The organism is uncultured Aggregatibacter sp. (assembly GCF_901873365.1).
Taxonomy (GTDB): Bacteria; Pseudomonadota; Gammaproteobacteria; order Enterobacterales; family Pasteurellaceae; genus Aggregatibacter.
In genome coordinates this window covers 1-22028 of record NZ_CABFLM010000053.1, presented here as the reverse complement: position 1 = coordinate 22028, position 22028 = coordinate 1, and the positions used below count along the sequence as shown (strand labels likewise).

15 protein-coding genes are annotated in these 22028 nt (G+C 46.2%); 9 read left to right on the top strand and 6 right to left on the bottom strand.

The window, feature by feature from the left end; genetic code table 11:
• Positions 1–29: 29 nt before the first annotated feature.
• Positions 30–314 (bottom strand): chaperone NapD, encoded by a 285-nt coding sequence (locus tag QZ106_RS03750; protein ID WP_295974435.1) that lies wholly within the window; start codon positions 312–314, stop codon positions 30–32.
• A 267-nt stretch (positions 315–581) separates the two neighbouring features.
• On the opposite strand from QZ106_RS03750, the gene QZ106_RS03745 reads away from it, so the two are divergent.
• A complete protein-coding gene (locus tag QZ106_RS03745; protein ID WP_295974433.1) occupies positions 582–1526 on the top strand; it encodes an alpha/beta fold hydrolase in 945 nt (314 codons plus the stop codon).
• On the opposite strand, the gene crcB is transcribed toward QZ106_RS03745, so the two are convergent.
• On the bottom strand, positions 1483–1869 hold the full coding sequence (gene crcB / locus QZ106_RS03740; protein ID WP_295974431.1) for a fluoride efflux transporter CrcB: 387 nt from the start codon (positions 1867–1869) through the stop codon (positions 1483–1485). The genes QZ106_RS03745 and crcB overlap by 44 nt on opposite strands.
• Entirely contained in the window at positions 1869–2687 is an 819-nt protein-coding gene (locus QZ106_RS03735; protein WP_295974428.1) for a Cof-type HAD-IIB family hydrolase, read from the bottom strand. The genes crcB and QZ106_RS03735 overlap by 1 nt, the downstream gene beginning before the upstream one ends.
• A 153-nt stretch (positions 2688–2840) precedes the next feature.
• On the opposite strand from QZ106_RS03735, the gene ilvG reads away from it, so the two are divergent.
• The 3 genes from ilvG (at position 2841) to ilvD (ending at position 6677) form a co-directional block, all read left to right on the top strand.
• Positions 2841–4493: an acetolactate synthase 2 catalytic subunit gene (gene ilvG, locus QZ106_RS03730; RefSeq protein ID WP_295974425.1), complete on the top strand. Its 1653-nt coding sequence runs from the start codon at positions 2841–2843 to the stop codon at positions 4491–4493.
• A gap of 4 nt (positions 4494–4497) precedes the next feature.
• On the top strand, positions 4498–4713 hold the full coding sequence (gene ilvM / locus QZ106_RS03725) for an acetolactate synthase 2 small subunit (RefSeq protein WP_295974423.1): 216 nt from the start codon (positions 4498–4500) through the stop codon (positions 4711–4713).
• Between the two features lie 125 nt (positions 4714–4838).
• Positions 4839–6677: a dihydroxy-acid dehydratase gene (gene ilvD, locus QZ106_RS03720; RefSeq protein ID WP_295974421.1), complete on the top strand. Its 1839-nt coding sequence runs from the start codon at positions 4839–4841 to the stop codon at positions 6675–6677.
• A 96-nt stretch (positions 6678–6773) separates the two neighbouring features.
• Here ilvD and QZ106_RS03715 read toward each other — a convergent pair whose 3' ends face one another.
• The gene (locus QZ106_RS03715; RefSeq protein ID WP_021616343.1) at positions 6774–7163 is read right to left on the bottom strand and encodes a hypothetical protein; all 390 of its coding nucleotides are present in this window, start codon (positions 7161–7163) and stop codon (positions 6774–6776) included.
• Positions 7164–7285: 122 nt separating this feature from the next.
• Here QZ106_RS03715 and QZ106_RS03710 point away from each other — a divergent pair, with 122 nt between their 5' ends.
• The 5 genes from QZ106_RS03710 to QZ106_RS03690 all read left to right on the top strand — a co-directional run bounded on the left by QZ106_RS03710 (position 7286) and on the right by QZ106_RS03690 (position 11301).
• Positions 7286–7891: a beta-phosphoglucomutase family hydrolase gene (locus QZ106_RS03710; RefSeq protein WP_290521040.1), complete on the top strand. Its 606-nt coding sequence runs from the start codon at positions 7286–7288 to the stop codon at positions 7889–7891.
• A gap of 62 nt (positions 7892–7953) precedes the next feature.
• Entirely contained in the window at positions 7954–8439 is a 486-nt protein-coding gene (locus tag QZ106_RS03705; protein WP_295974413.1) for a VTT domain-containing protein, read from the top strand.
• Positions 8440–8650: 211 nt separating this feature from the next.
• Positions 8651–9157: an S-ribosylhomocysteine lyase gene (luxS, locus tag QZ106_RS03700; protein ID WP_209363519.1), complete on the top strand. Its 507-nt coding sequence runs from the start codon at positions 8651–8653 to the stop codon at positions 9155–9157.
• A 10-nt stretch (positions 9158–9167) separates the two neighbouring features.
• Positions 9168–10349, top strand: coding sequence for a formate-dependent phosphoribosylglycinamide formyltransferase (gene purT, locus QZ106_RS03695; protein WP_295974408.1), 1182 nt, complete (start codon positions 9168–9170; stop codon positions 10347–10349).
• A gap of 415 nt (positions 10350–10764) precedes the next feature.
• Entirely contained in the window at positions 10765–11301 is a 537-nt protein-coding gene (locus QZ106_RS03690) for a transposase (protein WP_209363523.1), read from the top strand.
• 1246 nt (positions 11302–12547) lie between these two features.
• Here QZ106_RS03690 and QZ106_RS03685 read toward each other — a convergent pair.
• On the bottom strand, positions 12548–20995 hold the full coding sequence (locus QZ106_RS03685) for a YadA-like family protein (RefSeq protein ID WP_295974401.1): 8448 nt from the start codon (positions 20993–20995) through the stop codon (positions 12548–12550).
• Between the two features lie 211 nt (positions 20996–21206).
• Positions 21207–21566: a hypothetical protein gene (locus QZ106_RS03680; RefSeq protein ID WP_295974398.1), complete on the bottom strand. Its 360-nt coding sequence runs from the start codon at positions 21564–21566 to the stop codon at positions 21207–21209.
• Between the last annotated feature and the right edge of the window lie 462 nt (positions 21567–22028).

Here is a 22028-nt window from a genome sequence, read left to right as displayed (position 1 = left end):
TGTTTTCCCCCCACTATATGATTTTTGAGTTATTCAGGCTGTTCATCTTGTTGATGATAAATCAGCGAGACGGTAATAACACCGTCAATATCTTTCACAGATTCCATGTTGTTAAGCAAAATATGCTGATCGTGAGACTGCATTACCGCAACAATCTTGCCGATTTTTTCATCAAAAGTTGGCACTTCTGTGTGTGGAATGGCTAAAAGTGCGGTACGAATTGCCGGTATTTTTTTGGGGTTTCCTTGCACCACCAAACCGACAACGTGCCAGTCTTTCGCTTCTTCCATTGATAAGATTTCAGTTTGATTCATTGTTCAGATAATCTATTTTATTGTCATCTTTGACATAAGGTCCGATGAGCCATTTTTGAATATTGCATAATAATTACTTGCCCCACCAGAATCATCACCATAAAGAGGTATTTTCCCTGAATTTTATGATTAACTTGTTCTAGATCAACCCGCGTTCCGATTCTTCGTCACGTTAAGGCAATCCCTTTCTGTTGGAGGCCATGTTCTCATGGAGCGACGCATGATAGAATGCTGCGCTCTAACCATTATACTACGAATTTGCATACAATGATGTCCTTTCAATTTTCTCAATTCGCCGCACAATATCCCTTGCAATATCTTCATGGAAAAAACGGCTGTCGGCTGGCATATCGTCATTTTATTCATCATCCGACAGCACGTGAGTTGGTGATCATGGTCAATGGTCGGGCGGAAAATATGTTGAAATGGACGGAATTGGCTTACGATGTTTATCAACAAGGCTATGATGTACTGATTTTTGATCACCGCGGACAAGGTTATTCCCAGCGTTTACTGAACGATGGCGAAAAAGGCCATTTGGATGAATTTCGTTTTTATGTCGAGGACATGGCAGAAATTATTGAAAATCTGACCGCACTTTATCCCTATCCCAATCAATATATTCTGGCACACTCGCTCGGAGCGTTAGTGGCGACCTATTATTTGGCAAATTTTGATCATCGCATTCAACGTGCGGTGTTCTCTGCGCCGTTTTTTGGCATGCCTTTAAAGCACCCTGTGCGTGATGAAATGCTGTTAAGTCTGATGATGTTATTTGGACAAGGAAAGCGTTATGTGTTCGGTAAAGGGCCTTATAAACCGGTGGATGTGCAGGAAAATTTGTTAAGCCATGATAGTACGCGAATGCAAAGAATGAATGACATTAATTTGGCAAATCCTTCTATTCGCGTGGGCGGACCGACTTTCCGTTGGGCGTATTTATGTCTGATCGCCATTAAGCATTTGCCGAAAATATTGCCACGCATCGAAACGCCGATATTGGTGTTAGAGGCGGAACAAGAACAAATCGTGAATAATAAAACGTTGGAAAAACTCACCGCACTTTTTATGCATGGCAGTTTAAAGAAAATTGCCGGAGCGAAACATGAAATTTTGTTTGAAACCGATGCGATTCGCACGCCAACCTTACAACATATTTATGCGTTTTTTACTTCAGCGCATAGCGAACCAACAATAAACCCAATAGGGTAAACAATAAACTACCGATGACGTGGGCGGCAATTAATCCCAAGGCGATGCCGAGTTTGCCGTTTAGGAAATTGTTGACCACTTCAATGGAAAATGAGGAAAACGTGGTTAAACTACCAAGAAAGCCAGTCACCAAAAACAACTTCCAAGCTTCCGAAAGTTGAGGAATGAACCAAAATAAGGCAAATAGCGCACCGATAATAAAACTGCCTAAATAATTGGCGATCAAGGTGCCAAAAGAAAAAGCGCTAAACCATGGATTGAGCAACAAGCCCAAGCCCCAGCGCAAGCAAGCGCCCAGCACGGCACCACTGCTAATCCAGAGTAAAGAAGATAATAGCGGCATTAATCCATCCCAAAAATCGCACGAAGGTAAACCGCAACAGCCTCCTCCGTGTTGCAACCGATAGTTTCCAGCTGTGGACAACGTTGTATCAAACGGGGATCGGCGTTGCCCATAATGCATCCCTTGTCCACTTCCGCCAACATTTCGACATCATTCATACCATCACCAAAGGCGATGCAATCTTGCAAACCGTATTCCCGTTGCCCAATCACCTGCGCAAGTGCGGTGGCTTTTGACACATTTTTATTCATTACTTCCAAGCAAATCGGCGTGGAATAAGTCATGCTGATTTTCTCGCCGAAGTCCTGACGAATACGCTGTTCCAATTCCACCAAATCTGTAGGTATACGGGCGATAAAAAACACTTTTTCCGTGTCTCGTCCGTGATGTTGCTTAAAATCTACCACATTGTATAAAAAGCCGGAATCTTTGTGATACTTGTAAAGTTCGGGAATGTCTTTGTTGATAAACCAGCCATCAGCCTGATAGCTGTTGACACAGACGCGGTTGTCGTCAAAGGGCAAATTCATTACTTGATACGCAATCTCTTCCGGCAAGGAATTATTTAGCAACAACTCTCCGTGTAAGTTATGCGCTTGTGCGCCATTTGACGTAATCAACACCGCCTCTTTCACCTTGGTTTTCTTTAAAATACTGGATACATCAAAGTAATTACGCCCTGTGGCAAGGATAATATCGACTTTGTTGTCATACAGATGTTCCAAGGTTTGCGCAGTAAAATCACCGATAACATGATGTTCGTTCAGTAAGGTTCCATCCATGTCCGACACGATGGCGCGATAGGGACGTTTTTGCATAATTGTTCACCTTAAATGACATAATGGCTAATAGTAGCAAATTTTGCATAAAAATATTGGCAGTTTTCTTGAATTTTTTCAGGAAATGTAATAAAAGATTAAACCTTTCACACGAAAAAATCGCTTCCCTAACAATTGAACACAGCTACGAATATGAACGGTGCAAATTTAATCATCGAGTGCTTAAAAGCACATCACGTGGATACTATTTTCGGTTATCCCGGCGGTGCCATCATGCCGACCTATGATGCAATTTATGATTCCGGCTTAGACCATTTACTTTGCCGTAACGAACAAGGTGCTGCCATGGCGGCTATTGGCTATGCGCGTGCCTCCGGCAAAGTTGGCGTATGTATTGCCACTTCCGGCCCCGGCGCAACTAACCTCATCACCGGACTGGGCGATGCCTTAATGGATTCTATTCCTATCGTTGCCATTACAGGTCAAGTTGCCTCGCCACTTATCGGCACCGATGCCTTTCAGGAAGCGGATGTACTTGGTTTATCCCTTGCCTGCACCAAACACAGTTTCATCGTACAAAACATCGACGAATTACCGGAAATTATTGCCAAAGCCTTTGAAATTGCCAAAAGTGGCAGACCAGGCCCCGTCTTGATCGATGTGCCGAAAGACGTCCAAGTTGCGCCAACTACGGCAAAACCTATCGTGAATTCGCCGCCAAAAACGACCGCACTTTGCGACAAACAATTAACGCAGGCGCTTGAGCTATTAAAACTCGCCAAACGCCCAATGGCGTATATTGGTGGTGGTGTGGGTATGGCAGGCGCCGTGCCGGCATTGCGTTATTTCTTACACACGACCCAAATGCCAAGTATCGTAACTTTAAAAGGGCTTGGCGCGGTATCGCCTGACAATCCCTATTATCTCGGTATGATCGGTATGCACGGCACCAAAGCCGCTAACTACGCCACACAAGAAGCTGATTTATTACTCGTGTTCGGCGCACGTTTTGATGACCGCGTGACCGGCAAACTTGACACCTTCGCGCCACACGCCAAAGTGATTCATGTGGATATCGATGGTGCTGAATTAGGCAAATTACGCCGCCCTGATGTGGCATTACGCGGCCATCTAATCGCCACGCTAGAAAACCTCAGCGTGCCGCTTGACATCGCCCCTTGGCAACAAACCGTTGCACAATATAAACAACAATTTGCGTTCAGCTACGGTGAACATAATGGCGAACAACTCATCAACCCGTTATGGTTGCTCAACAGCATTTCACGCAAAAAAACACCGGAAACTATCATCGTCACCGATGTGGGACAACATCAAATGTGGTCGGCACTGCATGTGCAACATCACGCACCGGAAAACTTCATCACCTCCGCCGGTTTCGGCACCATGGGTTTCGGCTTGCCTGCCGCCATCGGTGCGAAAAAAGCCCGCCCGGAAGATGAAGTGATTTTAGTCAGCGGTGATGGCTCCATCATGATGAACATTCAAGAACTCGGCTCCATTGGTCGCGGCAAAGCCCCAATTAAAATTGTGTTATTGGATAACCAACGCCTCGGCATGGTGCGCCAATGGCAATCTCTCTTCTTCAATGCCCGTCACAGTAGTACCATTCTCGACGACAACCCGGATTTCGTGGTACTTGCCTCGGCTTTCGACATTAAAGGGGAACGCATTGATTCCGCTCACCAAGTGGACGCTGCGCTAGAACGCTTATTCAATAGCCAAGAAGCTTATTTATTGCATATTTGCATCCATTCCGATGAAAACGTGTGGCCGCTAGTGCCGCCGGGCGCGTGCAACGCAGATATGTTGGAAAGTATGGAGTAATCACATGGAACACCAAATCGATCTCACCGCCCAACACCGTCCCGAAGTATTAGAGCGCATTCTCCGCGTCGTCCGCCACCGTGGCTTCACCGTGACTCAAATGGATATGCAACTGATTGACGACAAAGTGCGGTTAAAATTCACCGTAAAATCCGACCGCACTTTGGAGTTGTTGGTGAGTCAGTTGGAGAAGTTGCCGGATGTGATTGAGATGAAATAAGACAATATTTTATTGAATAATTTCTCCGTTTTATCTTCTGCCACAAACGCAAGCGTTTGTGGCAGTCTCAATTAACGAAGAAATTCATATAAACCTTAACGAAAACTTACTCGGAGAATTTATTTATGCCAAAACTTCGTTCAGCGACCAGCACACAAGGTCGAAATATGGCAGGCGCACGTGCCTTATGGCGTGCCACAGGAATGAAAGAAAATGATTTCGGCAAACCGATTATTGCGGTAGTGAACTCCTTCACCCAATTCGTCCCGGGGCATGTGCATTTAAAAGACATGGGACAACTGGTCGCGACGGAAATTGAAAAAGCCGGCGGCGTGGCGAAAGAATTCAACACTATTGCGGTGGATGACGGTATTGCCATGGGACACGGAGGAATGCTGTATTCCTTACCAAGCCGTGATTTAATTGCAGACAGCGTGGAATATATGGTGAACGCCCACTGCGCCGATGCCATGGTGTGTATTTCCAACTGTGACAAAATCACCCCGGGAATGTTGATGGCAGCGATGCGTTTGAATATTCCGACCATCTTCGTATCAGGCGGTCCGATGGAAGCCGGCAAAACCAAGTTATCGGATCAACTGATTCGTTTAGACTTAGTCGATGCGATGATTGAAGCGGCGGATCCTAATGTCAGTGATGAGCGTATTGATGCTATCGAACGTAGCGCCTGCCCGACTTGCGGTTCCTGCTCAGGGATGTTTACTGCCAACTCCATGAACTGTTTAACAGAAGCCTTAGGGTTATCTTTACCGGGCAACGGTTCTATGCTTGCCACCCACGCCGACCGTAAAGACTTGTTCTTAAAAGCCGGTCGTCAAATCGTCGAACTGTGCAAACGTTATTATGAGCAAGACGACGAAAGCGTATTGCCCCGTTCCATCGGTACCTTTGATGCCTTTGAAAACGCCATGAGCTTAGATATCGCCATGGGCGGTTCCAGTAACACCGTTTTACACTTACTCGCAGCAGCACAAGAAACGGGGGTAGATTTTAAAATGGCAGACATCGACCGTTTATCTCGCGTTGTGCCTTGTTTGAGCAAAATTGCGCCGAACACCAACAAATACCACATGGAAGACGTACACCGCGCAGGCGGCATTATGGGCTTATTGGGCGAATTGGATCGCGCGGGGTTAATTCACAAAAACACTCACACCGTGTTGGGCTTAACCATGGGCGAGCAGCTCAATCAATACGACATTATCCGTAACCAAGACGAAGCATTACACAAATTCTTCCGCGCCGGCCCGGCAGGCATTCGCACCACCCAAGCCTTCTCACAAGATTGCCGTTGGGATAGCGTAGATGATGACCGTGTAAGCGGCTGTATCCGCAACAAAGAAAATGCGATTTCTCAAGAAGGTGGCTTAGCCGTCTTGTTCGGGAACATTGCCGAAGACGGTTGTATCGTCAAAACCGCGGGCGTGGATGAATCTATCTGGAAATTCACCGGTCGTGCCATCGTGTTTGAAAGCCAAGAAGACGCTGTAGCCGGTATTTTAGGTGGTAAAGTCAAAGAAGGTCACGTTGTGATTATCCGTTACGAAGGTCCAAAAGGCGGCCCGGGTATGCAAGAAATGCTTTATCCGACCAGCTATTTAAAATCCATGGGCTTAGGCAAAAAATGCGCCTTGTTAACGGACGGACGTTTCTCCGGTGGCACATCCGGCTTATCGATTGGCCATGCCTCGCCTGAAGCGGCTTCCGGTGGTGCGATTGGTTTAGTACAGGATGACGACATTATCGAAATCGACATTCCGAATCGTGCGATTAACCTCAAGATCAGCGATGAAGAATTAGCCAAACGCCGCGCCGAACAAGATGCCAAAGGTTGGCAACCGGCAAACCGCCAACGTGAAGTATCCTTTGCATTGAAAGTCTTCGGGCATTTCGCGACATCGGCGGATAAAGGCGCCGTGCGGGATAAAAGCTTATTAAAATAAAAATTGTCGGGACAGGCTTTATGCCTGTCTTTATTAATATAGGGACATGATAACGCCATAACGGATAGCCGCATTGCCTAAAGTGCGGTCATTTTCTCAAGCAGTTTTGTCCACAAAAGCCAGCACCTGTGGCTGATCCAGCACTAAGGCATACACATTGGCGAGAAAATAGGTTTGTTCTTCTTCGGGAATGGCAAACGGAAGGCATGCCAATATTTTTTGATGAATCTGTAAAACTTGCGGAAAAACCACCGCACTTTGGATTTCTGCTAAAAAATCGGCATACAACGGTGAAACACAATGCCCACGTTGAATCCGACCCAAGGCACTGGCGAGATGCACTAACATCATTTTAACCTGCTCGGTTTCTACGTCTGCCAACCAATCTTGTTGCAAGTGGCAACGTACGTTCAATACCGTTTGTACAATATGTTCGTCAATTAATTCTCGGGCTTGAAACGCCCCAAGTCGCTGTTGAAGATCCATTTGTTCACTCTCAATAAAATGATCTCAGTATAACGAAATTCGTATGAATTAAACGGTGCATTGATCACAAATTTGTAGGAAAATAGCGCACTCTTCTTATTTAAAATAATTCGGAAAGCGAGATGTTACAGAATAATTTCATTAATGAATATGACGGTTTGATTTTTGATATGGACGGCACGGTTATTGATACGATGCCGAGTCATGCGAAAGCGTGGGAAATGGTTGGACAACATTTTGGTTATCCATTTGATGGCAATTTATTGTATGAAATGGGTGGCGCGCCGGTGAAAGACATTGCGTTAGAAATGATGAAACGTCATGCCATGCCGTTAGATAAATTAGATGATGTGATCGAATTAAAAAGAGAATATGGCAAACAGCTGATCATGAAACACGCCACATTGCTTCCTGCAGCGGATGTTGTTCGTCATTTTTATAATAAAAAACCGCTTGCCCTTGGCACAGGCTCTTATCGCCCCATCGCCCAAATTTTGTTGGATAAGTTTGATTTTGAGAAATATTTTTCCGCGATTGTTACTGCCGAAGATATTCAACATCACAAACCGGCACCGGATACGTTTTTACGTTGTGCTGAATTGATTCAAGTGAAACCGCAGCGCTGTTTAGTGTTTGAAGATGGCGATTTGGGTATTCAGGCTGGATTAAATGCGGGCATGGATGTGTTTGATGTGCGAGTGAATAAATTATTACGTAGTCCGGCGTGATGAAACGCGTTCCGCATCAATTCTAAAAATGACTGATGCACTGATTTTTGACCTATTACATCATGTTTGATCTTTTTAGCTGGGATGGATGGTTCGCCTTATTTGGCGAGCATCGATTGTGGATTATGTTTGCCAGCGCCTTCCTCAGTGCCACTGTGCTTCCCGGCAATTCCGAAATTGTTTTTCTCACCCTCGTCACGCCGCTCTTATGGACGGGTTCCCCTTATTTTTCTTTGGATATTCAAAGCCTATTGTGGACGGCAATCGCCGGAAACACGCTGGGCAGCCTGACTACCTATTCACTTGGGCGTTGGCTTCCGACGTTTAATCCTCCACCACAAAATGCCAAACTCTCGTGGGTATTAGCAAAAACACAAGGTTACGGCAGCGTGATGTTATTTTTTAGCTGGTTACCGATTGTAGGTGATGTATTTTGCGCGGTGGCAGGCTGGTTGAGGTTAAACTGGGTAGCGTGTCTGATTTTTATGACACTGGGCAAAATAGTGCGGTATGTTTTTTTGCTATTTTTTGGACTCGCTATTCTGTAACGTGAGGATTTTCCTGTAGAATGGCGAAAAAAATGCCTCTCACAAGGAGAGGCGAATAACCTAAGGAACCAATTTTATTAAAACAACTGCAAGTTGCTCGCTATCTAAGACTGCAGTATAACGGAAAAAGTTCGCAGAAATTTAAAAAATTTTATCAATTTTTTATAAACGCTGTTTTTTAGCCCCAAATGACACCAATTAAGGAGAGATTATGCCATTACTTGATAGCTTCAAAGTGGATCATACCCGAATGAATGCGCCAGCAGTGCGAATTGCCAAAACAATGCAAACGCCAAAAGGCGATACCATCACGGTTTTTGACTTGCGTTTTACCATTCCTAATAAGGAAAATTTGCCACCGAAGGGCATTCACACATTGGAACATTTATTTGCCGGTTTCATGCGTGATCATCTCAATAGTCAAGAGGTCGAAATTATTGATATTTCTCCGATGGGTTGCCGCACCGGTTTTTATATGTCCTTAATCGGTACCCCGAACGAAACCCAAGTTGCACAGGCTTGGGCAGCCTCCATGCAGGATATTCTCAATGTGAAAAATCAACGTGAAATTCCTGAACTGAATGAATACCAATGCGGTACATACACCGAACATTCTTTGGAGGAAGCCCATCAAATCGCGCAAAACGTATTAGCACGCGGTATCGGCGTGAATAAAAACGAAGATTTAACCTTAGACGAAAGTTTACTCAAACAATAAGGAGCCCCCCATGACCACAATCGGCACGCCATTAACCCCAAAAGCACTGAAAGTGATGATGCTTGGTGCGGGTGAATTGGGCAAAGAAGTTGTCATTGAATTACAACGTTTAGGTGTTGAAGTGATTGCGGTAGATCGCTATGAAAACGCGCCTGCACAGCAAGTGGCACACCGCGCCTACACCATTTCCATGTTGGATGGCGCGGCATTACGCGCCGTTGTGGAAAAGGAACGTCCTGATTTTATCGTGCCGGAAGTGGAAGCTATCGCCACCGATACTTTACTTGAACTGGAACAAGAAGGGTTCACCGTTATCCCGACCGCCAAAGCTACGAAACTAACCATGAACCGTGAAGGCATTCGTCGTTTAGCCTCCGAAGAATTGGGCTTGCCAACCTCACCTTATGAATTCGTAGATAACTTTGACGACTTCAAAAGTGCGGTCGAAAAAATCGGTGTTCCGTGCGTGGTCAAACCGATTATGTCCTCCTCCGGTCATGGACAAAGCGTCATTCGCACCCTCGATCAAATCCAATCGGCATGGGATTACGCCCAAGAAGGCGGACGAGCCGGCGCAGGGCGCGTTATTGTGGAAGGGTTCATTCAATTTGATTACGAAATTACCCAGCTCACGGTGCGCCATGTGAATGGTACCTCATTCCTTGCGCCCATCGGGCACATTCAAGTGGATGGCGATTACCGTGAATCTTGGCAACCACAAGCCATGTCAGAAACCGCATTGAAAAAAGCGCAAGACATTGCAGAGAAAATCACCGGTGCATTAGGTGGTCGAGGGATTTTTGGTGTGGAAATGTTCGTGCGTGGCGATGACGTGATTTTTAACGAAGTCTCCCCACGTCCACACGATACCGGTATGGTGACCATGATCTCACAAGAGTTATCACAGTTCGCCTTACACGCTCGTGCCATTTTAGGCTTGCCGATTCCGAGCATCGATTTCATCAGCCCGTCCGCGTCCAAAGCCATTGTGGTAGAAGGCAAATCCAACCAAGTACAATTTGCCAACGTAGAGCAGGTACTTGCCGAACCGCAAACCAACTTACGCCTTTTTGGTAAAGGTGAAGTGAATGGCCATCGCCGTTTAGGGGTGATTTTGGCACGCGACATCAGCGTTGAAAAAGCCTTAGAAAAAGCCCGTCGTGCTTATGATAAATTAGATGTGATTTTATAAGCTCAGCTTGTCGTTGAATCACAGTTAAAGTGCGGTGAAAAAATACCTTGTTTTTCACCGCACTTTTTTATCTATCGTATGTGCTTTGGGGAGACGATTAATTCATCGAAGCGTGCAACTTGTTGCATGAAATCGTAAATCGTAGCGTGCAACTTGTTGCACGAAATCGGAAATCGTAGCGTGCAACTTGTTGCACGAAATTACGAATATTCGAAAGCATTAAATAACGTTCCGTGCGTGGTTTGGTCGTAAATCGTGAATCACGCATCGGGGCTGAATCATTCGTGCAACAAGTTGCACGCTACAAGGGAATCGTGAATCGCGTATCGCGGTTGAATCATTCGTGCTACTGAATACAAAAAGCTTATTTGGTATAATGATGCATAGAATGTGAACAACTGCACAAGAAACCCCTATGGCAACTTATCGACGAGACCTCACTGAGGGTGGTACCTATTTTTTCACGCTTGCGCTTCAAGATCGTTCAAAAGATTGGCTAACTCGCTATATTAACGAACTGCGAGCGGCTTTTATCGAAACACAACAACGTTATCCTTTCAAAACAATTGCCATCTGTATATTACCGGATCATCTTCATTGGCTCATGGAATTACCTGAAAATGATCATCGTTATGCCACCCGAATTCGTTTATTAAAAACCCTATTTAGCCAAAAAATCCCCGCACATTGCCGGCTGCCAAATCAAAGCCAACGAAGACGAGGGGATCTTGGTATTTGGCAACGCCGTTTTTGGGAACATCTTATCCGTAACGAACAAGACCTCTCAAACCATTGGGATTATATTTATTATAACCCTGTCAAACATGGTTACGTCACCGCTGTTAAAGATTGGCCATATTCATCATTTCACCGTGATGTAACCGACCAAATATATCCTCTCGATTGGGGTGGCGATATCAGCGTCAAAATACAAAATTTATATCAAGAATAATCCCCGTAGCGTGTAGCTCGTTGCACGAAATCATAAATCGTAGCGTGCAACTTGTTGCACGAAATTGTGGATCGTAGCGTGCATCTTGATGCACGAAACCGGAAATCGTAGCGTGCAACTTGTTGCACGAAATGAATAACGCTCTTGACGGTTGATAATGCGTTGTTTGAAAAAACACACGCAAAAATCACCGCACTTTATTTCGTTCCGTGGTTGATTCGGTCGTGCAACAAGTTGCACGCTACGAGGGAATCATGAATCGCGTATCGCGGTTGAATCATTCGTGCAACAAGTTGCACGCTACGAGGGAATCGTGAATCGCGTATCGGGGTTGATTCATTCGTGCAACAAGTTGCACGCTACGAGGGAATCGTGAATCGCTTACAGAGGTTGAATCATTCGTGCAACAAGTTGCACGCTACATTCGAAATGAATAACGCTCTTGACGGTTGATAATACGTTGTCTGAAAAAACACACGCAAAAATCACCGCACTTTATTTCGTTCCGTGCGTGGGTTGGTCGTGGATCGTAGCGTGCAACTTGTTGCACGAAATCGTGAAGCTCGCACCGAGGTTAAATCTTTCGTGCATCAAGATGCACGCTACGAGGGAATCGTGAATCACATATCGGGGTTGATTATTCGTGCAACAAGTTGCACGCTACATTCGAAATGAATAACGTTCGTGATGGTGGATAATACGTTGTCTGAAAAAACACACGCAAAAATCACCGCACTTTATTTCGTTCCGTGTGTGGGTTGATCGTGGATCGTAGCGTGCAACTTGTTGCACGAAATCGTGAATATTCGGAAAGGGTAAATAACGTTCCGTGCGTAGTTCGGTCGTGCATCAAGATGCACGCTACGAGGGAATCGTGAATCGCTTACAGAGGTTGAATCATTCGTGCAACAAGTTGCACGCTACATTCGAAATGAATAACGTTCGTGACGGTGGATAATACCTTGTCTGAAAAAACACACGCAAAAATCACCGCACTTTATTTCGTGCCGTGGTTGATTCGGTCGTGCATCAAGATGCACGCTACGAGGGAATCGTGAATTACGTATCGGGGTTGAATCTTTCGTGCAATAAGTTGCACGCTATGCATGAAATCGTAAATGTCCGAAAGGATTAAATAACGTTCCGTTGTGCAATAAGTTGTATGTTACGAATAAAAAAAGCACGACATGAAAATGTCGTGCTTTTTTGTTAAGCGAGTTCACCGGTTAGGTGAGCTGCGGAGTGATTACCATTGGTAACCGGCGCCGATTGTACCGCCGAAGTCGCCGCGGGAGTTGGTGTTACCGGTGACTTTCAAGATAATTTTACCGTTATCAGAAATACGGGATACACCAATCGCTAAGCCGCTCTGACCGCGATAGGTACTTGCTGCTGCTGCAACCATGCTCTTACCCGGACGGAAGGCTTGCGGAAGACCGGCTGTTGCCAATGCGCCCGCGATACCGCCGCGTAAGTCACGATCCATTTTACGTAGATCGCCACGGATTTGGTTGAAGTTGTTTGCGGTATTTTGGTTAATTGCCGCAATCGCGCCATGAACGGTATTTTGTCCGGTGTTACCGATACCGTTTTGGCCTGCAACCACTTTGCCGTCTTTCACGGTTGCGCCGCCGCCAATCACATCAGCCACGCTCTTCGCAGTTTCATGTAATTGACCGCCGTTGACCGCATCTTTGCTGTCAGCCGCGACATTGCCGTTAGCAACGTTGCTGATGGCTTTACCCGCAGCATTGATGCCGTCTTTGCTCATGCTCGGACCGTTTGCAACTTGAACACGATCTGTCGTTACGTTCTTCACGTTAAGGTTATCGTTGAAGCTCACTTCCACGTTACCGTTCGCGCCTTTAGTGAAGTTTAGGTTACCATCTTTAGAGGTTAAACCTTGTACCGCACTGTCAGCTTTTGCAAGACTTGCTTTTGTCTTAGCAGACACATCCACAGTGTAAGTGGTTGTGTTGGTGTCGGCATCGTGGTTGTTAGTCACGGTGACATAGTCGCTGCCTGCGTTAGTCACAGAACGTTCAACATCAACGGTATATTCATGACCGCCTGCTGCGTTAACGCCTTCAGTCACAGTCACGTTAGAACGGCCTTCTTTAGCTTTCACGCTGGTTTTCTCAGCAGCTGCTTTCTTCGCAAGGTCGTTTACCGATTTAATTGCATCGTTAATGTTGCCTTTACCGGTTTCACCGATGTTGCTCATGGTAATGTCGCCATTGCCATTCACTGTCGCGTCGCCGCCTAACACATTAACAACGTTTTGAGCCACGTTAGATACTTTTGTATCCACTTTGTCTAACTGACCTTTATTGACTGCATCTGCTGCATCCACACCATCAGCAACGTTAGTTACCTTAGTATTGTTCGCATTAATGCCATCTTTGGTCATGCTTGGACCGTTATTAATGGTTACACCATCGTTATTCACGGTAGTATCGCCTGCTTTCACAGAATCCACGTTCAAGTTTTTCGCGGTGGACACTTTGTAGTGTTTACCGCCGTCAGCATTGGTGGATTCTTCCACAACAATGTTGTCGCCTTGTTCTACAGTGGTGTGTTTCTTCGCAGTGTCTGCTGCGTTTTTCGCTAAATCGTTAACGTGTTTGATCGCATCGTTAACGTTACCTTTACCGGTTTCGCCGATATTGGTCATGGTAACTTTACCATTGCCATCCACTGCTGCATCACCACCTAACACGTCTGCTACGCCTTTCGCTACATTATGTAACTGACCGCCGTTCACAGCATCTTTGCTGTTTTCTGCGACATCGCCGGCTGCTACGTTAGTGATTTTCTTATCAGCTGCATCAATACCGTCTTTCTTCACAGAAGGACCGCCTGCGATGGTTAAGCCATCGTTGTTCAATGTGCTGTCACCTGCTTTCACAGAATCCACGGTTAAGTCTTTCTTCAAGCTTAATTTCGGATTCTTCGGATCGGTGTTGTCAACCACTAAGTTTTGTTCACCGTCCGCGGCTTTCACAGATTTCACTGCGCTGTCAGCAACGCCGGCCACTTTATCTAACTGACCTTTGTTCACTGCATCATTTGGATTCACACCGTCAGCAACGTTAGTGATGGTATTACCGCCTGCGTTAATGCCACCTTTCGTGACAGAAGGACCACCGGCGATGGTTACACCATCGTTATTCACGGTAGTATCGCCTGCTTTCACAGAATCCACGTTCAAGTCTCTCGCAGTGGACACTTTGTAGTGTTTACCGCCGTCAGCATTGAGGGATTCTTCCACAACAATGTTGTCGCCTTGTTCTACAGTGGTGTGTTTCTTCGCAGTGTCTGCTGCTGCTTTCGCTGCATCGTTAACGTGTTTGATCGCATCACCGATGTTACCTTTACCGGTTTCACCGATACCTTTCGCAGGATCAGCTACAGTGACTTTACCTGTCGCAGGATCGATAGTGGCATCCGGACCGATTAAGTCTTTCACGTTATTCGCTACGTTGTACAACTGGCTACCGTTAACCGCATCCTTGCTGGTTGGGGTCACTGCGCCCGGTGCAACGTTAGTGATTGTTTTATCACCTGCATTAATGCCGTCTTTCTTCACAGAAGGACCGCCTGCAATGGTTAAGCCATCGGTATTCAATGTGCTGTCACCTGCTTTCACAGAATCCACGGTTAAGTCTTTCTTCAAGCTTAATTTCGGATTCTTCGGATCGGTGTTGTCAACCACTAAGTTTTCTTCGCCGTCTTTGGCTTTCACAGATTTCACTGCGCTGTCAGCAACGCCTTTCACGGCATCTAACTGACCTTTGTTCACCGCATCTTTTGGATCAACGCCGTCAGCAACGTTGGTAATCTTGTTACCATTTGCATTTAAGCCATCTTTGTTGATGTAAGTGTTGCCACCTACTTGAACGCCGTTGTTGCCTAATACAACTTGGTTGTCACCTGTGCCTGCAGTCACTTGAGTCAAGCTGATGCTGTCTTTAAGCGAGAATTCCACTTGGGCACCATTTGCGCCATTGGTTTGTTTCGCTTTCAAGTTTTTACCTGCTTGAAGAGTGACTTTGTTGCTGGCTTTGATTTTTTGATCGTGTTCAGAAGCAGTATCTAATTCACCATCAGTCTTCGCTGTATCCACCACGAAGTGAGTGTTTGCAAGTGCTTGTGCAACGGTGCCTGCAGTCACTAACTTGCCTTTATCTGCCGGTGTTGCTGGTGCTGTGATGTTGCCATCTGCATCCACTAAATCACCGCTGAGTTTAGGCGTTACGGTTACGATGTTGGTGTTCGGATCTTTCACTGCAGTTAATGCATTTTCATCACCGGATTTCACATCTTGTACTGCGGTGTCGGCTTTCGCTTTCACGCCATCCAATTTGGTGTTGGTTGCATGAAGTTGTGAACCGTTCACGGCTTCTTGGCTGGTTGCAGAAACATCACCCGCTTTCACACCGGAGATAACTCTATTACCGGCATCAATACCGCCACGTGTTACGCTTGGGCCACCTGTGATGGTTAAACCGTTGGTGTTCACTGTGGTATTACCCGCAGTGACGGAAGTGACATCAAGGTCATCTTTTGTCGCCACAGTGTATTCATCACCGCCGGCGGCATTTTTGCCTTTCGTTACTTTCACGTTTTTGCCTTCAACAACAGTGGTGTGTTTCGCTGCAGTTTCTGCTGCAGCTTTCGCTGCATCGTTAACGTGTTTGATCGCATCACCAATGTTACCTTTACCGGTTTCACCGATACCTTTCGCAGGATCAGCTACAGTCACTTTACCTGTCGCAGGATCGATAGCTGCATCCGGACCGATTAAGTCTTTCACGTTATCCGCTACGTTGTACAACTGGCTACCGTTAACCGCATCTTTGCTAGCTGCTGTTACTGCACCCGGTGCAACGTTAGTGATTTTCTTATCACCTGCGTCAATACCGTCTTTCTTCACAGAAGGACCGCCTGCAATGGTTAAGCCATCGGTGTTCAATGTGCTGTCACCTGCAGTTACTTGTGTCAAGCTAATGCTGTCTTTAAGCGAGAATTCCACTTCTGCGCCATTTGCGCCATTGGTTTGTTTCGCTTTCAAGTTTTTACCTGCTTGAAGAGTGACTTTGTTGCTGGCTTTGATTTTTTGGTCAGCTTGAGAAGCAGCATCCAATTCGCCGTCAGTCGCTTTGGTATCCACCACGAAGTGGGTATTTGCAAGCGCTTCAGCAACGGTGCCTGCAGTCACTAACTTGCCTTTATCTGCCGGTGTTGTTGGTGCTGTGATGTTGCCATTCGCATCCACTAAATCACCGCTGAGGTTAGGTGTGATGGTGTAAGTATTGCCTGCTTTTGTTACAGATAATGCTTTCTCATCGCCGGACTTGATGTCTTGCACTGCGGTGTCTGCTTTATCTTTCACAGATTTAATCGCTTCGCCGATTGTACCTTTACCGGTACCTGCGATACCTTGAGTAGGATCAGCTACAGTTACTTTACCTGTCGCAGGATCGATAGTTGCATCCGGACCGATTAAGTCTTTCACGTTATCCGCTACGTTGTACAACTGGCTACCGTTAACCGCATCTTTGCTGGTTGGGGTCACTGCGCCCGGTGCAACGTCAGTGATTTTCTTATTACCTGCATTGATGCCTGCATCCGTTACGCTTGGACCGTTATTGATGGTTAAGCCTTTGTCGTTCAATGTGCTATCGCCCACTTTCACGCCATTGTTATTTAACACCACTTTGTTCGGGCCAATACCTGCTTCAATTTCAGCCGATTTCACGCTGACAAGATTTTCTAGCGTATCGCTCAGTTTGTAGTTCACTGTCGCGCCACCGTTAGCGGTGTTGGTTTGTTGTGCAACTAAGTTTTTACCTGCTTCAAAGGTCACTTTATTGCCTGAACCCACTTTCGCATTTTCTTCAGAAGCAGCATCAACTGTACCGCCGTTGGCTTTGGTATCCACCACGAAGTGGTTTGCTTTTAATGCGTCAGCAACAGTTTTCGCGCTCACCAATTTGCCTTCGTCTGCGGCTGCTGGGTCATTGACTGTACCGTCAGCATTCACTAAGTCACCTGCGATAAAGTTTGGTGTTAACGTAACTGTGTTGCCTACTTTGTTTGCAGTCAGTGCGGTTGGATTTGAAGATACCACGTCTTGTACTGCGCTATCCGCTTTGGCTTTCACTTCCGCTAATTGACCGCCGTTCACCGCTTCCTTGCTGCCTGCGGCAACGTTGCCGTCAGCCACACCGGTAATTTTCTTATCACCTGCGTTGATACCGTCTTTCTTCACAGAAGGACCACCTGCAATGGTTAAGCCATCCGTGTTCACTGTTGTGTCGCCTGCTTTCACAGAATTCACAACCAAGTCTTTTGTGGTTGCCACGGTGTAGGTTTTGCTGCCGTCAGCGTTAGTGGTTGGGGTTACGGTGATATTCTCACCTGCCGCCACTTTGGTGTTTGCTGCAGCGATAGCATCGTTGACGTTACCTTTGCCTGTGCCACCAATGTTACTCATGGTCAGGTTGCCGGAATTATCAACTGCCGCATCACCACCAAGGACGTTTTGCACGCCAGTCGCGAGATTGCTTAAGTAGTTATTGGTTGCATAAAGTTGGCTACCGTTAATCGCATCGGTGCTGGTTGCGCTAATCACGCCTGCAGCCACGTTTTGGATTTGACGCTCTTTACCTGCAGAACCCACAGACACGGTGCCATTCGCTGCTTTAGGCAAACCTGCGGCAGTGTAGGAACCGTTAAGGGTGTAAGCACCGGTGTGAACATCAGAGGTTTGAGATAAACGACCTAACGCTACTGAGTATTCATGTGAAGCAGAAGCACCAGCCCCTAATGCCATAGAGCTTAAAGCAGACGCATTAGCTGAAGTACCAATTGCAACGCTATAACCGTTCTTCGTTGAACCGTCAGGATTTTTTTCTCCATTACCGGCATTTGCCGTTGTACCAATAGCAATGTTAAAGTTGTTTTTCACTGTTGACAGTGTACCCATAGACAGGGTGTGTTGGACATTCAGATACTCATCTACTGTGCTGACATCTTTACCATCACTATCAAACTTATCGGTCATTTTACCTGAACCGGAATTCACACCAATAGCAATGTTGTCATTACCATGTACTGCACGTCCTGCTTGATTACCGAGAGCGATATTTGACCAACTATCTTTACCGGCTCTACCTGCTTGCGTACCAACAGCCACAGTACCATGTTGATGTTTAACCGGTGTATTTTGATCCGCTGTATATTGTGCACCGGCATAATTACCAATCATTACACCAAAATTACCAATATCCGTAGTACGAGGAGTTTTCTTATTGTCAGTTTCAGTAACATCGCCTGCTTTGTAACCTATGGAAACTTGATTAATACCATTCGTTACCGCATTGTCACCGATCGCAACGCCAGATTGAGCTTGCACCGTCGCATTTTTACCCATGGCAACAGCATGACTAGCTCCTGTATGGGCTTGCGTACCAAATACAAGTGAATCACCTGTACCTGCTGCTAAATTGATATTGTTACCAATTGCATAAGTGCGGGCGCTTGCAACATTGTTTGTGTCACCGATAGCGACGGAGTTGTTACCGGAAACGGTGGTTTCTACACCGTAAACTTGTGAACGATCGCCACTTGCGGTGGAATAGTTTGAACCTTGGACGTTGTTAGCAATAACTGTACTTTGTCTGCCTTTGGCTCTCGCGTATGTACCGATAGCGGTAGTTTTGTAGTTGTCCGCTGTTGCTTCTACACCAATGGCGATGGAATCTGCGGCGGTCGTATTACCTGCTGCCGGAGCAACGGTTGCTCTTGCACCGATTGCAATGGCATCATAGTAATTCGCTTTAGCACCATGACCAATCGCAACGGCAGATACGCCTTTTTGTTCTGCATTTGCGCTATCATCACCGGCGGAAGAATCTTGACCAATCGCAATGGAATGTCTTGTTTTCGCTTGCGCGGTATTACCCATTGCAATGGTATCCCGTGCACTAACAGCCGCTCTCGTACCAAACACTAATGAATCATCTGTACCTGCCGCTGCATTGATATTGTTACCAAGTGCATAAGTACGTGCGCTTGCAACGGTGTTTGTATCACCGATGGCTACGGAATTGTCGCCGGAAACGGTGGTTTCAGCACCGATGACTGTCGCACGAGCTCCGCTTGCAACAGAAACAGGTTTTAGATTCTTAGAATCATAGTTGTTAGCAATGGTAAGGCTTTGCCGACCGGTTGCAGCAGAGTACGAACCAATAGCAGTAGCTTTTTGATTTTCAGTGGTCGCATATGTCCCTAGTGCAATAGAATCATGCCCATTAGAGGTGGACGCATGCGAACCCATTGCTATAGAGGACGTGCCCATTGCTTCAGCAATGCTACCGATTGCAATGGAATTCTCACCGCTAAAAGCATCCGCTTTACCTGATTTTGAATTGAGACCAATTGAAATGGAATTAGTAGTAAGTGCTTTAGCAGCATTACCAATTGCGGTGGTATTGCTCACTTCAAGCTTATCCGTAGCACTACCGGAACCGGCATTAGTCCCCATAGCAATGTTATGGGAGCCTTTTAGATATTGACCGGCTTGTTCACCGATAGCAGTGTTACGAGTACCACCTTGACCATAACGACCGGCAGATTCACCAATAGAGACGCCGTAGTTGTTACCACCTTCAGTTGCTGCATTTGGATTTTGGTTATCACTACCGGCGAAACGACCAATGAATATACCATAACTTTGTCTAACTTGGTCACCTGTCCCGTTTTTACCAGCATAAGCACCAATCGATGTTTGCCCCACACCTGAGGCGACTGATTCTGCACCGACCGCTGTTGCCTGAGCATGAAGCGCTTTCGCTTGCCCACCAATTGCCGTCGCATATTCACCATTCAAAAGTGTTACGGCAGGGTCACCGGCTTGCGCTTGATAACCCAATGCGGTGGAGTAACCGGTTTTCGCTGTCGTAGCCGAACCAATTGCTGTCGCGTGTTTTGCTGATGCACCCGCATTCACACCAATGGTAACTGCATCAGTTTTTTTATTGTCGTCAGAAAGCGCTGTTCCCATTCCCATACGGATGCTGTTGGTTGCGTCCAAGCCATTCACACCACGATCACCCACACCGATGATACCGGAGTTCACGTCTAAACGACCGCCAAGGGTGAGATTTTTCGCACCGTTGTTTTCATTGTTAACTTCATCTGCTTCAGTTGCTGCACCTGCACCACCATAAAACAAGGTTCTGTTAGTTTGGGTCTCTCTGTTATCAACCACACTACCGCCGACTGCCGTACAAGGACGAGCGGAACCCGCCGCATTATAATAGCTTGGGGTAATACCTGCTGGAGCGGTAGATGTTCCAGGCACTTTCAACACAACACTTCCCGGTGTTGAATTTACATCAAGAATTGTACCCACTCCAAGATTTGGAATAGCCGAATCATTAATTGCCAAGCAGTTACCTGCCTGTCTGTCATTTATATAAATTCCCGGATAACCAACCGCACTTGTGGAGGTTAACGCCAACCCAACAGAGATGGCAAGCGCACTGGCAGCAAAGCCGGAGGTGCCTTTCGCAACACGACCGACAACAGTTCTTTCGGAACCCTTGCCATGTGCAGAAGCAAATTCAGGGACGGCGGTGAACACACCAAGCGCCTTATTAAAAATGCTTTTGTAAATATGATTCATAAGTGATTTCCTTTTTTATGAAGAAAACGAAGGCTGTCGCCAGCCGTAAAACTTTTTTGCTTTGCTTTTAACCGTTCTGCTTTTTAGAAGTGAATGCTTTTGTTGCTCACAATCCTCCTTAAAAGTACTGAAAGTGTCGATTGAAAAACACCGTGAAAACGACCACACTTTAAATCACCTCGCGCGGCATTTTAAAGGGTATTATTTCAACCTATACCTTAACCTCGGCATGATATTCAAAAAATAACCACAGGTCAACCACTGCAACACCCCACGCCTTGAGTTTACATTGTTTTACATTTGCGCAACAGCGCGTTTTTCCCATATTGTCGCGTGTATTTTGATGAACGAATGATTTCACCTCGGCTCGGAATGAAGTGCGGTGGTTTTTGAGCGTGTTTTTTCGTGCGTAGCGTGCAACTTGTTGCACGAATGATTCAACCTCGGTACGCGATTCACTGATTCTCTCGTAGCGTGCATCTTGATGCACGAATGATTTCCCCTCGGTGCGGAATGAAGTGCGGTAGTTTTTTAACGTATTTTTTCGTGCGTAGCGTGCATCTTGATGCACGAATGATTCAACCTCGGTGCGGAATGAAGTGCGGTGGTTTTTAACGTGTTTTTTCGTGCAACGAGTTGCACGCTACGGGAGAGAATGATTTAACCTCGGTGCGTGATTGACGATTTCGTGCAACACGTTGCACGCTACGGGGATTAGAACCACGCACGGAACGTTATTTAACCCTTTTCGAGGATTCACGATTTCGTGTGTAGCGTGCATCTTGATGCACGAAAGATTTTCCCTTATGAGCGTTTTTTTTCGTGCAACAAGTTGCACGCTACGGGGAAATTCCACCTCGGTGCGTGATTGACGATTTCGTGCAACAAGTTGCACGCTACGATTCTTTTATTTTTAAGGCTGATGGCTCACGCTTCACAGCGTGTGCCGATAACCAATTGATATAAAAGGCACGCGTTAGGAAACGCGCGCCATCAAAAAGGGGAGATTCATATTGTAGCGTGCATCTTGATG

Bases quoted from the DNA above. Each gene is read 5' to 3' on its own strand.
- QZ106_RS03750 (WP_295974435.1), bottom strand. From the start codon at position 314: ATGAATCAAACTGAAATCTTATCAATGGAAGAAGCGAAAGACTGGCAC.
- QZ106_RS03745 (WP_295974433.1), top strand. From the start codon at position 582: ATGATGTCCTTTCAATTTTCTCAATTCGCCGCACAATATCCCTTGCAA.
- crcB (WP_295974431.1), bottom strand. From the start codon at position 1,869: ATGCCGCTATTATCTTCTTTACTCTGGATTAGCAGTGGTGCCGTGCTG.
- QZ106_RS03735 (WP_295974428.1), bottom strand. From the start codon at position 2,687: ATGCAAAAACGTCCCTATCGCGCCATCGTGTCGGACATGGATGGAACC.
- ilvG (WP_295974425.1), top strand. From the start codon at position 2,841: ATGAACGGTGCAAATTTAATCATCGAGTGCTTAAAAGCACATCACGTG.
- ilvM (WP_295974423.1), top strand. From the start codon at position 4,498: ATGGAACACCAAATCGATCTCACCGCCCAACACCGTCCCGAAGTATTA.
- ilvD (WP_295974421.1), top strand. From the start codon at position 4,839: ATGCCAAAACTTCGTTCAGCGACCAGCACACAAGGTCGAAATATGGCA.
- QZ106_RS03715 (WP_021616343.1), bottom strand. From the start codon at position 7,163: ATGGATCTTCAACAGCGACTTGGGGCGTTTCAAGCCCGAGAATTAATT.
- QZ106_RS03710 (WP_290521040.1), top strand. From the start codon at position 7,286: ATGTTACAGAATAATTTCATTAATGAATATGACGGTTTGATTTTTGAT.
- QZ106_RS03705 (WP_295974413.1), top strand. From the start codon at position 7,954: ATGTTTGATCTTTTTAGCTGGGATGGATGGTTCGCCTTATTTGGCGAG.
- luxS (WP_209363519.1), top strand. From the start codon at position 8,651: ATGCCATTACTTGATAGCTTCAAAGTGGATCATACCCGAATGAATGCG.
- purT (WP_295974408.1), top strand. From the start codon at position 9,168: ATGACCACAATCGGCACGCCATTAACCCCAAAAGCACTGAAAGTGATG.
- QZ106_RS03690 (WP_209363523.1), top strand. From the start codon at position 10,765: ATGGCAACTTATCGACGAGACCTCACTGAGGGTGGTACCTATTTTTTC.
- QZ106_RS03685 (WP_295974401.1), bottom strand. From the start codon at position 20,995: ATGAATCATATTTACAAAAGCATTTTTAATAAGGCGCTTGGTGTGTTC.